This is a genomic window from Pseudomonas aphyarum (assembly GCF_028657055.1).
Classification (GTDB): Bacteria; Pseudomonadota; Gammaproteobacteria; order Pseudomonadales; family Pseudomonadaceae; genus Aquipseudomonas; species Aquipseudomonas aphyarum.
The window spans coordinates 1-13010 of the sequence record NZ_JAMDGS010000006.1; the positions used below are offsets into that span (position 1 = coordinate 1).

Below are 13010 nucleotides of genomic sequence, written 5' to 3' on the forward strand. Positions count from 1 at the left end.
CAGCCGCAAGTGCTGGAAGAGTCGGTGACCAGCGACACCACTGCGCTGAAAGACGATTTCCACCAGGGCTACCGCAACCGCTTCCAGGCCACCCCGTGGGACGTGCCGAACCGCCCGCCCCTGCGCCACCCGAAACCGCGCATCCTCGGCAGCCAGAGCGCCGTGGTCACCGGCCCGAAAGGTGAAGAAATCCACTGCGACGAATACGGCCGCGTGAAAGTCCAGTTCCACTGGGACCGCGACGGCCTCGCCGACGACAAAACCAGTTGCTGGCTGCGCGTCTCCAGCGCCTGGGCCGGCGCCCAATACGGCGGCATCGCCATCCCGCGCATCGGCATGGAAGTGCTGGTGACCTTCCTCGAAGGCGACCCCGACCAGCCGCTGATCAGCGGCTGCCTGTACCACAAGGAAAACACCGTCCCCTACGCCCTGCCGGCGAACAAGACGCGCACCACCTTCAAGACCCTGAGCTCGATGGGCGGTGGCGGTTTCAACGAACTGCGCATCGAAGACAAGAAAGGCCAGGAACAGATCTTCCTCCACGCCCAGCGCGATTGGGACGAGAACATCGAACACGACCAGAAAATCCGCGTCGGCAACGAACGCCACGACGTCGTGGAAAAGAACAGCTACACGGAATTCAAGGCCGAAGAACACCACACCGTATACGAAGACCGCAAAGTCGAAGCGCGAGCCAACGACCACCTGACCGTGGGCGTGAACCAGCACATCAAGATCGGCACCGGGCAATTCATCGACGCCGGCCAGGAAATTCACCTGAGCAGCGGGATGAAGGTGGTGCTGGAGGCTGGGGCTGAACTGACGCTGGTCGGCGGTGGCAGCTTCATCAAGATCGATGGCGGCGGCGTGACCATGAGCGGGCCGGCGATCAACATCAACTCGGGTGGTGGGCCGGGGAGTGGCACGGGTGCTGCGCCGTTGATGCCGGGGCCGTTGAAGCAGGCGGATACGGATAAGGCTGGTCAAGTCGTCAAGCCTTCCCTCGGCTCCTTCAAGGCACAGTCAAAGGCAGGCGTGTTGTTGCCGACGCCGTCATGTCATCTCGACGCGACCGGGTGCTGCCCGGTTCACCAGACGGGAGCGTCAGCATGATTACCTCTATCCAGTCGCCTTTCGAGCAGCCTGCGGCAACCGGGGCAATGTGCCTGATTCTGGATCGCAGTTTTGATCCGGACCTGCTGAGCCACCTGTTTCAAGGTGAAGAACAATCCAGGCCCAGTTGCATTCCATTGTTTACAAACACGCCTTACGCCGAACTCCAGCCTGCTGGCCCCTATGTCGTCATGTACTCGGAAAAACGGGCGGAAGCGAGTTATGCCAGCAAACTGCTGGAGCAATCCAATGCAGGGTGTATCGCCTGGTTGAGTGATCCGGCCTTGCTGGATCAGGGCATTGAACACTGGCGCAGTCTGCTGACCGTGAAAACCGATGAAGCCCCTCAGCAAATGATGCGCTTCTATGAACCGCGCTGGCTGGAGCCTCTGCTACTCAGCCTCAGCGACGCTGAAAAAGCTCAATTCATCGGCCCCTTCAGTGGCATAGCCTGGCGCAATGAGATCGGCTGGAGGTATTACGCCAAGTCGCCTCAAAGCGCTTCAATGGAAACTCAGGCTCCGGGCTGGCTGTATTTGAGCCAGGAGCGCCAGGCGCTGATCGAGCAGGGCCGGCTGAAGGTGATAGCGACCCGTTTTGCCGACGATTATCAGGAAGTCTTGCCCACGGAGGACGCCGTCGAATTCGTCCACCGCCAATTGCTCGCAGGACAGGACATGGGCTACGAGCAAATGGCCGACCAGGAGCGATGGCTTCGAGTCGCCATCCAGCGTGGGGACAGTTTCTGGGATCACTCACCGGCCGCCGAATTACTGGCGCGTGACGACGTCGCGCTGGGCGACAAGCTGATGCAATTGGAAAGCCTGTGAATCACAAGGACGATGCGCAATGAGCAACACCTACACCGTTAAGAGCGGCGACACTCTTGGCAGCATTGCCGCCGCCAACAAATGCTCCGTGGCGGATCTTCGGGGACTGAACCCGATCATCACAGATCCCAATCACATCAAGGTCGGCTGGGTACTGAAATTACCTGCGGCAAAAGCCCTGCCACCACCCAAACACGCCGACAACCAAAGCACGACGGCTGTCAAAGGTGCTGTCGAGTGCAAGGACGAACTGGTCGATGTCGTACACATCACCGGAGATGAACACTTTTACGTACTGACTGAAAAAGAGTCGAAAGACCTCAAGCAGCAAAGCGACCTCGTCAAAAAACTCATGGACGAGCTGCATCAGAATCTGGCCAAGGCGACCGAAGCCAGCAAATGCGCCAAGACCAAGGATCCGCAGGCTGGCTGCTCCTGCTCGCGTTGTGTCAAAGATGACTGGAACGCCAAGGCCGAGGAAGCAGGCCTGCTGCAACGTTCCCCTCCCCCGGTGGAAAAACCGAAAACTGTCATCGAGCGCAAAGAGGATCTGCAAGGCCAACTGGCAACTGTGCAAGAGGCCCGTGACTGGTATCAACGCTACAGGCCGCAGCCCGCGTTCGAAGGTAACTATCTGGAGACCAACTGGGAAGGCCTGCAAGCCAAAAAAGTCGCCGAACTCAATGCGGAGATTCAGTCACTGCGCAACAGGATTGCCGCACAAGGCAAAGCCGAAGCCGGCGACAGCTCCACCAGCGCCAACGGTGCAGCACCAGACATCAAACATGGCAAAGGGAAAGCCTCGGACACCCAGAAAGGCAAGCAGGTCAAAACCGGGATTACGGTGGTCGAATACATTTCCTTCCGTGACCCGTCTCGCCGCCACTACATCCCGGTACGCACCCGAGAACAACTCACCTGGAGTGTCAAAGTCCCTATAAAGGTGATGCAGGGCAAGCCACTGGACAAGAATCTGGCCAAGGATCTGATCAAAGACATCCGTACGGCGGTCAATGATGGTCGCAAGACCAGCCCTCTGGGCAGCCTGGAAGCCAAATTCACATCGTGGACGAGCAAGGACGACAACCTGCTCAACGCTTTGCACAAAGAATGCTCCTGGACCTCCAACGAAGCGGACTCTGCGATGTACGCCGTGTCGGCCGAAGCCCACGCGTTCCGTTTCGCCGCCACGGCCAGTGCCGGTATCAACAGCTGGGAACCCGGCAAAGGCAATATCGAACTCGGCGTCAAAGGCAGCGCAGCAATCTCTTTGGCCGAAGGCTCCGTTGCACTCAAGAGCTACTTTCCCGACCAAGGTGGCTACGTGGTGCGCATGCCGTATCGCAATGCCGAAGGCAAGGAAGTGGTCAGCGACATCGGCATCTTCCGGCTCGACGGTAAAGTGGAGTTGTCTTGCTTCCTTGGCGCTACCGCGCAAGGCCAGGCAGGTGCCAAAGCCCAATACAAGCCCAAGGAAGTAGAAGCCTCCGGTGTGACCGCACTGTTGAGTACGCCCGACCTCGCCGTCGACAAGAAACGCGGCGGCAGCCTCGGCCTGAAGGGCAACGCATTCGCGGGCGTTCAGGGTGGCGGAACCGTAACCGGAACATTGAAGTGGCTTGATTCCACCAAACAAGGCGTAGGCAAGATCACGCCCGGACAGGCGAATGACAGTGGGAGTACGGACTGGTCGAGCCTGGTGGAAATCAAGGCGGAGGGGAATGCGGCATTGGGTATTGGTGCAGGCTTCGACTTTGGCATTGAGATCAGCGCCAACCGCTTGGCAATCAACTGCAAAGCTAGCCTCGTCTTCGGGCCTGGAGCGGGAGGCGGTTTTGGTACGTCGGTGGATATTGAGAAGATAGGTGATCTGATCTACGTATTTTGCAATGCTCTGTCTAAAGCCGACTTCCATTACCAGCTAGCTGTAACTAAAGACGCATTCAGCTATATGGCGGCCGGGCTATATAAAATTGCGACAAATCCAGGGGAATCAGTTGCAAGCGCCTTTGACGGTGGATTCAGAAAAATGTCCGCCTGGTGGAAGCAAAGAGAGTCCACAAAACAGGATGCGCAAAACCTAGCGAAATATTTAATCAAAAACCAATCAATTCAGATCGGCAAAAAAACAATACCACTTCAAAAATTACCCCCTCAGACCGTTGGCCCAATGCTTCATTTGTTAACCGAGAGCTTTGTGGATAGTTGGGCTGAAGACCAAGAGCAAGCCATTGTCTTGTTACTATCCCACCTTCGGAGCTGGAGACACTTTATAGAAGCACTAGAGCACTGCTCAAAAAATGGCGAAAAAGTTAACTCAATGAACAGTCTGAACCGTATCAACTCTATACTTGATGGCGCCGAGCAGCAGCAATTCAACCGTTTTATCAAAACACTAGCAGTAAACATTAACAGCTCGACAATTGAATACGGAACCCTCGCATGGAGTCCGAGCCCGCCCTGGCGTAAAGAAAGAACCTTATTGGCTGCAAGGCGTAGCAATAGCTTTGTCGGCTTGGCTTGAAGAAGGGCACCTGATGGTGCCTTCTCATCCACGCTAATTCAAAGTGGTTTATCTGTTTGAATGGCACAGCGAAAGCTCGTGCCCGGATAATACGCTTCCTCATTTGGGTTTTCAGGCCAGCGCCTAACAACCGGGGCTGCCGACAATGGCGCCTCCGGGTAATTAGAGCCGCGCTTTACTTTCTGCTCACCTGTTTCTGGACCTTGCGGATTATCTACTGGAGAGTTTTTATAATAGTCCTTGCCATACCAATCATTTACCCAATCGGTTGCATTGCCTGACATATTATAAAGACCTATCGGGTTTGGAAGAAACCTATCAACGAAGAACGTCTCCCCCTCCCCTTCAATCGGAAAATTCTTACCAAAATCCAGACTTCCACTATTAGTTGGAAACAATATATGTTGCCCACGACTCCTGGCAGCAAACTCCCACTGCGCTTCCGTTGGTAGATCTACAGCATAACCACTAATATCACCTACCCACAGACAGTAACTCTTTGCTTCTTGCCATGATTTTGTAGGCGCAGGAAGCTTGGGAGAATACATACTCTTTAAATCCTCTCTCTCTCGAAGCTTAACATCAAACACCTCTTTACCCTGTGCCGTAAAAAAAACGTCAAAATCACGCACAGTAGTTTGAAACTTAGAAAGATAGTAAGAGCTCAATTTAACCGGATGAACAAAATCATCATCACCGTTACGACTAATATTGCAAAGCTGCTCGGGCTCCTGCCCGCAAGGCCAGGTGCAAACATCCGTTTCGTCGTATTCGCAAGCCCAGCCAAAGTCGCCCATATCAAACTGGCCACCTTCGACAAACACCATGTTGTCAATCGACTGCACTACGGTGTTGAGGACCTTTTCACGCAGATCGGTGGAGAGGTTGGGATACTTGGTTTTGATGGTTGCCGCAATCGACGCGACCTTTTCCGGTGTCAGACTTTTGCTGACTGGCAATGGGCCGGATTCGGCCTCGCAGCCGGCCAGAAAAAACAGGGCCGGGAGGGCAAGCACAAACTGACGTAGCACGGGCAATTTCCTTATAGGGTGCGTCAAAGGCCAAACCTTAACATCCCCTGCCGTGTCTCACAAAAACCTGAATACCTCCTCCTCCACAAAAGCCAACCTGACCTGCCTCTCCAACTCAGCCTTCAACCCCGGCCCCAGCTTCAAATGCCGAGCCAGCTCATCCAGATACCACCTCTCCATTTCTATCATCACGCTCGGCACATACCCCTCCGTTGCTATCCGCGCGACGTCGGCAGGCTCAAGGAGCTATGGAGTTTGGTGTGAAGCCAGGACTTAAGTTGCTGATCGTTGTGGAGTTTGGTCATTCGTGGATCAATTGACGTTCGCGATCATCGATGTGGCTGTCGGCTTAGTCGACGGCTACAAGGGCTTCTACGACAAAAAAGGTCACGGATTGACACTTTGAAAAACAAACCTGTCACCTCTTCGTTTGGGGTCTAAAAATGAAGGTGCAGAAGACGCCTTCAGCCTGAAGTACTAAAGCGGCTTACTGGACTGAATTGCACACCTAAAACTTGTATCGCTTGAATGATATTTTTGCACTAACTCTTCAGGCCAACGGCGGACGAGAGCTGCCGCAAACAGTGGCGCTTCCAAAGTTGTAGACCCTCTCCTGATCTTCTTTTCGCCACTTCCCGGCCCCTGAGGATTGTCTACAGGAGAAACTTTGTAATAATTTTCACCGTACCAGTCATTAACCCAATCGGTGGAATTACCAGCCATACCATAGAACCCCATAGGATTAGGTGCAAAACGATTCACTGGAAAATTTTCCTCTTCATTTTCAAAAGGAAAATTCTTACCGTAATCAAGACTCCCAGTATCAGTAGGAAATAGGATGTGCTGCCCACGGTTGCGAGCTGCAAACTCCCACTGCGCCTCTGTCGGCAGGTCTACTTCATAACCACTTAAAGAACCAATCCAAGTGCAATAATCTTTTGCCTCCTGCCAGCTTTGAGTTGGTGCTGGAAGGTTAGGCAAATAAAGACTTTCCAAATCTTTGCGTTTTCGATCCTCTGCGTCGTAGAGCGGCTTTCCATTAGCCACAAAAAAAATATCGAAATCCGCCAACGTAGCCTGGTATTTCGATAGATAGTAACTGCTCAAATTTACCGAATGAACAAAGTCATCATCACCGTTACGACTGATATGACAAAGCTCCTCCGGCTCTTGCCCACAAGGCCAGGTACAAACATCCGTTTCATCGTATTTACAAGCCCAACCAAAGTCGCCCATATCAAACTGTCCCCCCTCGACAAACACCATGTTGTCAATCGACTGAACGACGGTGGTAAGGACCTTTTCGCGCAGATCGCTGGAGAGGTTCGGATACTTGTTTTTGATGGTTACCGCAATCGACGCGACTTTTTCCGGTGTCAGGCTCTTGCTGACGGGCAATGAGCCGGACTCGGCCCCGCAACCGGCCAGAAAAAACATGGCCGGGAGGGCGAGCACAAACTGACGTAACACGGGCAATATCCTTATAAGGTGCGTCAAAGGCCAAACCTTAACATCCCCTGCCCTGTCTCATAAAAACCTGAATACCTCCGCTTAAACCAAAGCCACCCTAACCTGCCTCTCCAACTCCACCTTCAACCCCGGCTCCAGCTTCAACTGCCGCGCCAGTTCATCCAGATAGCTCTTCTCCATGAAGTTCTCCTCATCCACCATCATCACGCTCGCCACGTACATCTCGGCGGCCATCTCCGGCGTGCTTGCCGCGCGGGCGACATCGGTGGGGTCGAGGGGTTTGTTGAGTTCGGCGTGGAGCCAGTGTTTGAGCTCCTGATCGTTGTCGAGTTTGGTGAATTCACCTTCGATCAGTTGGCGTTCGCGGTCGTCGATGTGGCCGTCGGCTTTGGCGGCGGCGACCAGGGCCTTGAGGATGGCCTGGCTGTGTTGTTCGACTTGCGCCGGTGGCAGGCGATCGAGGGTTTGCGGTTCGCTTTGCGGGGCGGTGCCTTTCTGGGCGTTCCAGTTGCCGTAGGCTTTGTAGGCGATCACGCCGAGTGCGGCGAGGCCGCCGTAGATGGCGACTTTACCGCCAACCTTGCGGGCCTTTTTACTGCCCAGCAGCAGACCCATGGCCCCGGCTGCCAAGGCACCGCCGCCGGCGCCTGACAGCAAACCGCCGAGTGCGCCATTACTGGAAGATCCGCCCAGCAAGCCGCCCAAGCCACCGGCAGCCGGTTTGTTCTGCGCCCCACCGGCCTTGTTCTGCAGCAGGTCCTGGCCGGACTTGAGGAGTTGATCGAGCAATCCACGGGTGTTCATGTTCCGTCTCCAAACAGGGGTTATCCGGATCAATAAGGCCCTCAGCCTAGTTCGAAAGTGCCTGTCACCTGGGTGCGAGTGTGCTTCCAGATGTTGCCTGGCCCACCGCAGCCCTTCGCGAAAATAGATATACACTCGAGGCAATCTATAAAAACCGCCCACCGGGTAAACCTTCCATGATGACCTTGCGTCAGATCCGACATTTCATCGCCGTGGCCGAGACCGGCTCGATCTCCGCCGCCGCGCAAACTGCGTTCATTTCCCAATCGACCCTGACCCTGGCCATCCAGCAACTGGAGGAAGAAATCGGCGTCAGCCTGTTCAATCGCCACGCCAAGGGCATGACCCTTACCCATCAGGGGCACCAGTTCCTGCGCCAGGCGCACCTGATTCTGGCGACCGTGGACAACGCCAAACGCAGCCTGCAACAGAGTACCGATCAGGTTGCCGGGCAGTTGATCATCGGGGTGACCAGTCTGGTGGCCGGTTATTACCTGGCGGATTTGCTGACCCGCTTCCAGCGCGCCTATCCCAATGTCGAGATCCGGGTGATGGAGGACGAGCGGCCGTACATCGAGCATTTGCTGGTCAGCGGCGAGATCGATGTCGGCGTGCTGATCCTCTCCAACCTCGAAGACCGCCACGCCTTGCAGACCGAAGTGCTGACCCACTCGCCGCACCGTCTGTGGCTGCCGGCCCAGCATCCGCTGCTGGAACACGACAGCATCAACCTCGCCGATGTCGCCCGGGAGCCGTTGATTCAGCTGAACGTCGACGAGATGGATCGCAACGCCCAACGTCTATGGCGCGGCGCCGGGCTGCAACCGAAGATCACCCTCAGAACCGCGTCCACCGAAGCAGTACGAAGTCTGGTGGCGGCGGGATTGGGCGTGTCGATCCAGCCGGACATGACCTACCGTCCATGGTCGCTGGAAGGCGACATCATCGAAGCCCGACCGATTGCCGACCTCAACCAGACCCTCGACGTCGGCCTGGCCTGGCGTCGTGGCACTGCGCGACCCGCGCTGGTCGATCCCTTCCTGACCGTGGCCCGCGAGCAGCCGCACGGCGGACGCAAGCCATCTATTTAATCGAATGCCACCTTCAGTATTTAGAATTTGTCGACCCCGGAGCCGCGCACTAGTCTTGCTGCATCTATAAGACGGTCGGCTCCCGGATCAGGGAGCAATATGGCCATACAAGAAAAGAGATCACGGAAAATGGCTGGCGCGCAGACCCACATGCACACCGCGTTGCTGATCGACGGCGAACTGGTCGCCGGCCAGGGTTTTGTCGAACCGATCCTCAACCCGGCCACCGGCGAAGTCCTGACCCAGATCGCCGAGGCCAGCACCGAACAAGTCGAAGCCGCCATCCTCGCCGCCCACCGCGCCTTTGCCGAGTGGTCGCGCACCACCCCGCAACAACGCTCGAACCTCCTGCTGGAAATCGCCAACGCCGTTGAAAAACACGCTGACCACCTCGCGCGCCTCGAAGCCCTGAACTGCGGCAAGCCGCTGCATCTGGCGCGGCAGGACGATTTGACCGCCACCGTCGATGTGTTTCGCTTTTTCGCTGGCGCCGTGCGCTGCCAGACCGGCCAGCTCAGCGGCGAATACGTGCCGGGCTACACGAGCATGGTGCGCCGCGATCCGATTGGCGTGGTCGCCTCGATTGCGCCGTGGAACTACCCGATCATGATGGCCGCGTGGAAGATCGCTCCGGCCCTCGCCGCCGGCAATACGCTGGTGTTCAAACCGTCCGAGCACACGCCGCTGTCGATTCTGGCGCTGGCGCCAGCGCTGGCCGAGATCCTGCCGCGCGGGGTGATCAACATTGTCTGTGGTGGCGGTGAAGGCGTCGGCAGTCATCTGGTCGGCCACCCGAAAGTGCGCATGGTGTCGCTGACCGGTGATATCGTCACCGGCCAGAAAATCCTCCAGGCCGCCGCCAAAACCCTCAAGCGCACGCACCTCGAACTCGGCGGCAAGGCTCCGGTGATCGTGTGCAACGACGCGGATCTCAAAGCCGTGGTCGAAGGCGTGCGTACTTATGGCTATTACAACGCCGGGCAGGATTGCACGGCGGCTTGCCGGATCTACGCCCAGGCAGGAATTCACGACAAATTGGTCGCTGAACTCGGCGCGGCGGTCAGCAGCCTGCGCTTCGCCGGCAAACGCGATGCGGATAACGAAATCGGGCCGCTGATCAGCACCCGCCAGCGCGATCGCGTGGCCAGTTTCGTCGAGCGCGCCCTCGGTCAGCCGCACATCGAACGGGTGACCGGCGCAGCGGTGCATTCCGGTGCCGGGTTCTTCTATCAGCCAACCCTGCTGGCCGGTTGCAAACAGAGCGATGAAATCGTCCAGCGCGAAGTGTTCGGCCCGGTGGTGACCGTGACCCGCTTCGACGAACTGGCGCAAGCGGTGGACTGGGCCAACGACTCGGAATACGGCCTCGCCTCGTCGGTCTGGACCCAGAACCTGGACAAGGCGATGCAGGTCGCCGCACGCCTGCAATACGGCTGCACCTGGATCAACAGCCATTTCATGCTGGTCAGTGAAATGCCCCACGGCGGGCTGAAACGCTCCGGTTACGGCAAAGACTTATCCAGCGATTCGCTACAGGACTACAGCGTGGTGCGGCACATCATGGCCCGCCACGGCCAGCATCTCTGACTACGCTAATAACAAGCCGACCACGGCATGCTTCACCGCGTTCACAACTGCCCCGACCATAATTTAAAGAAGAGGGTTCACCATGTTCGTGCACAAGACCGCACTGCTCAGTGCAATCACCACGGCCCTGCTGGCCAGCGCCAGTCTGCAGGCCGCCGAACCGCTGAAAGCCGTCGGCGCCGGCGAAGGCCAGCTGGATATCGTCGCCTGGCCGGGCTACATCGAACGCGGTGAAAGCGACAAGGCCTACGACTGGGTGACCGGTTTCGAGAAGGAAACCGGCTGCAAGGTCAATGTGAAAACCGCCGCCACCTCCGACGAGATGGTCAGCCTGATGGCCAAGGGCGGTTACGACATGGTGACCGCGTCGGGCGATGCCTCGCTGCGGCTGATCGTCGGCAAGCGTGTGCAACCGATCAACACCGCGTTGATCCCGAACTGGAAAACCCTCGACCCACGCCTGAAAGACGCGCCGTGGTACGTGGTCAACAACCAGACCTACGGCACCCCGTACCAGTGGGGGCCGAACGTGCTGATGTACAACACCAACGTGTTCAAGACCGCACCAACCAGCTGGAACGTGGTGTTCGACGCGCAGAACCTGCCCGACGGCAAGCCGAACAAAGGTCGCGTGCAAGCCTACGACGGCCCGATCTACATCGCCGACGCGGCGCTGTACCTCAAGTCCACCAAGCCTGAGCTGGGGATCAAGGATCCGTACCAGCTCACCGAAGATCAGTACAAGGCTGTGCTGGAACTGTTGCGCGCCCAGCAGAAGCTGATCCACCGCTACTGGCACGACACCACGGTGCAGATGAGCGACTTCAAGAACGAAGGCGTGGTTGCGTCCAGCGCCTGGCCGTATCAGGTCAACGGCCTGATCAACGAGAAACAGCCGATCGCTTCGACCGTGCCGAAAGAAGGCGCCACCGGTTGGGCCGACACGACCATGCTGCACGCCGAGGCCAAGCACCCGAACTGCGCCTACAAGTGGATGGACTGGTCACTGCAACCGAAAGTCCAGGGTGATGTGGCGGCGTGGTTCGGTTCGTTGCCGGCGGTTCCGGCGGCGTGTCAGGGCAGTGAGTTGCTCGGCGCTGAAGGCTGCAAGACCAACGGGTTCGATCAGTTCGACAAGATCGCGTTCTGGAAAACACCGCAGGCTGAGGGTGGGAAGTTTGTGCCGTATAGCCGGTGGACGCAGGATTACATTGCGATTATGGGCGGTAGGTAGCACTCCGGAACGACGCGGTCTGCCCCCTTTCCCCCTCGCCCCCCTGGGGGAGAGGGTTGGGGTGAGGGGGTAAGCCTTTGATGTTGATCCTGGTTTCAGGGCAATGGCCAAAACCGCTGCCCTCACCCCCCGCCCTCTCCCGGAGGGAGAGGGAGCCTAAAGCGGACCGCGTGAGACCTACCCAACAGTGGTGAGCCAACACGGGCATACACCGCCAAACGATCCAGTTTTTTCAGAAGTCCAGGCAGGGCCGCTGCGACGGCCTTCGCCTTTTCGGAGCACCGCACCATGACGCTTGCAGTCCAGTTCACCAACGTTTCCCGGCAGTTCGGCGAAGTGAAAGCCGTTGACCGGGTTTCCATCGATATCCAGGACGGCGAGTTCTTTTCCATGCTCGGCCCCTCCGGTTCGGGCAAGACCACGTGCCTGCGCCTGATCGCCGGGTTCGAGCAACCGAGCGCTGGCTCGATCCGCATTCACGGCGCCGAAGCCGCCGGTCTGCCGCCCTATCAACGCGATGTAAACACTGTGTTTCAGGATTACGCGCTGTTCCCGCACATGAACGTGCTGGATAACGTCGCCTACGGTTTGAAAGTCAAAGGCGTGAACAAGAACGAGCGCCACAAACGCGCCGAAGAAGCACTGGACATGGTTGCCCTCGGCGGCTACGGCGCCCGCAAACCGGTGCAGTTGTCCGGCGGTCAGCGCCAACGCGTCGCCCTCGCCCGCGCGCTGGTCAATCGTCCGCGAGTGCTGTTGCTCGACGAGCCGTTGGGCGCTCTCGATCTGAAGCTGCGCGAACAGATGCAGAGCGAACTGAAAAAGCTGCAACGCCAGCTCGGCATCACCTTCATCTTCGTCACCCACGACCAGACCGAAGCGCTGTCGATGTCCGACCGCGTGGCGGTGTTCAACAAGGGTCGTATCGAACAGGTCGACACCCCGCGCAATCTGTACATGAAACCCACCACAACGTTCGTCGCCGAGTTCGTCGGCACTTCGAACGTGATTCGCGGCGATTTGGCGCGCCAGCTCAGCGGCCATCCGCAGCCGTTTTCGATCCGCCCGGAACACGTGCGCTTCGCCGAAGGCCCGCTGGCCAGCCATGAAATCGAAGTCAGCGGCCTGCTCCACGACATCCAGTATCAAGGCAGTGCCACGCGCTATGAACTGACCCTGGAAAACGGCCAGACCCTGAGCATCAGCCAGGCCAACAATCAGTGGATCGACAGCAGCGCGCAACACCAGACCGGTCAGCGCATCAGCGCACGCTGGGCGCGGGAAGCGATGATTCCGTTGCACGACACCGTTGCGAGCGGGGTGTGA

10 protein-coding genes and 1 pseudogene are annotated in these 13010 nt (G+C 57.7%); 7 read left to right on the plus strand and 4 right to left on the minus strand.

Annotated features, from left to right (window positions below; translation table 11 throughout):
• The 3 genes from tssI to M5G18_RS09225 all read left to right on the plus strand — a co-directional run.
• The coding region (gene tssI, locus M5G18_RS09215; protein WP_273899720.1) for a type VI secretion system tip protein TssI/VgrG at positions 1–1113 on the plus strand (1113 nt) is incomplete at its 5' end.
• Positions 1077–1943 (plus strand): DUF4123 domain-containing protein, encoded by an 867-nt coding sequence (locus tag M5G18_RS09220; protein ID WP_273899721.1) that lies wholly within the window; start codon positions 1077–1079, stop codon positions 1941–1943. The genes tssI and M5G18_RS09220, both read left to right, overlap by 37 nt.
• A 19-nt stretch (positions 1944–1962) precedes the next feature.
• Positions 1963–4467, plus strand: coding sequence for a LysM peptidoglycan-binding domain-containing protein (locus M5G18_RS09225; protein ID WP_273899722.1), 2505 nt, complete (start codon positions 1963–1965; stop codon positions 4465–4467).
• 38 nt (positions 4468–4505) lie between these two features.
• Here M5G18_RS09225 and M5G18_RS09230 read toward each other — a convergent pair whose 3' ends face one another.
• The 4 genes and pseudogenes from M5G18_RS09230 to M5G18_RS09245 form a co-directional block, all read right to left on the minus strand.
• On the minus strand, positions 4506–5498 hold the full coding sequence (locus tag M5G18_RS09230; RefSeq protein WP_273899723.1) for a formylglycine-generating enzyme family protein: 993 nt from the start codon (positions 5496–5498) through the stop codon (positions 4506–4508).
• A 57-nt stretch (positions 5499–5555) separates the two neighbouring features.
• Positions 5556–5847, minus strand: a pseudogene (locus M5G18_RS09235) (DUF533 domain-containing protein); the annotation flags it as partial.
• Positions 5848–5975: 128 nt separating this feature from the next.
• Positions 5976–6968 (minus strand): formylglycine-generating enzyme family protein, encoded by a 993-nt coding sequence (locus tag M5G18_RS09240; RefSeq protein ID WP_273899724.1) that lies wholly within the window; start codon positions 6966–6968, stop codon positions 5976–5978.
• An 81-nt stretch (positions 6969–7049) separates the two neighbouring features.
• Positions 7050–7772 carry a tellurite resistance TerB family protein gene (locus tag M5G18_RS09245; protein WP_230735661.1) on the minus strand — a complete coding sequence of 241 codons (723 nt, stop codon included), beginning with the start codon at positions 7770–7772 and terminating at the stop codon, positions 7050–7052.
• A 176-nt stretch (positions 7773–7948) separates the two neighbouring features.
• Between M5G18_RS09245 and M5G18_RS09250 the strand changes: the two genes are divergently transcribed.
• The 4 genes from M5G18_RS09250 (at position 7949) to M5G18_RS09265 (ending at position 13010) form a co-directional block, all read left to right on the plus strand.
• A complete protein-coding gene (locus tag M5G18_RS09250) occupies positions 7949–8863 on the plus strand; it encodes a LysR family transcriptional regulator (RefSeq protein WP_273899725.1) in 915 nt (304 codons plus the stop codon).
• 99 nt (positions 8864–8962) lie between these two features.
• The gene (locus M5G18_RS09255; protein WP_064593679.1) at positions 8963–10450 is read left to right on the plus strand and encodes a gamma-aminobutyraldehyde dehydrogenase; all 1488 of its coding nucleotides are present in this window, start codon (positions 8963–8965) and stop codon (positions 10448–10450) included.
• A gap of 82 nt (positions 10451–10532) precedes the next feature.
• Positions 10533–11684: a putative ABC transporter substrate-binding protein YdcS gene (gene ydcS / locus M5G18_RS09260; RefSeq protein WP_273899726.1), complete on the plus strand. Its 1152-nt coding sequence runs from the start codon at positions 10533–10535 to the stop codon at positions 11682–11684.
• A gap of 288 nt (positions 11685–11972) precedes the next feature.
• Positions 11973–13010 carry an ABC transporter ATP-binding protein gene (locus M5G18_RS09265; protein WP_085747034.1) on the plus strand — a complete coding sequence of 346 codons (1038 nt, stop codon included), beginning with the start codon at positions 11973–11975 and terminating at the stop codon, positions 13008–13010.

Coding starts and splice junctions, on each gene's coding strand:
- M5G18_RS09225 (WP_273899722.1), top strand. CDS start 1,963: ATGAGCAACACCTACACCGTTAAGAGCGGCGACACTCTTGGCAGCATT.
- M5G18_RS09245 (WP_230735661.1), bottom strand. CDS start 7,772: ATGAACACCCGTGGATTGCTCGATCAACTCCTCAAGTCCGGCCAGGAC.
- M5G18_RS09250 (WP_273899725.1), top strand. CDS start 7,949: ATGATGACCTTGCGTCAGATCCGACATTTCATCGCCGTGGCCGAGACC.
- M5G18_RS09255 (WP_064593679.1), top strand. CDS start 8,963: ATGGCCATACAAGAAAAGAGATCACGGAAAATGGCTGGCGCGCAGACC.
- ydcS (WP_273899726.1), top strand. CDS start 10,533: ATGTTCGTGCACAAGACCGCACTGCTCAGTGCAATCACCACGGCCCTG.
- M5G18_RS09265 (WP_085747034.1), top strand. CDS start 11,973: ATGACGCTTGCAGTCCAGTTCACCAACGTTTCCCGGCAGTTCGGCGAA.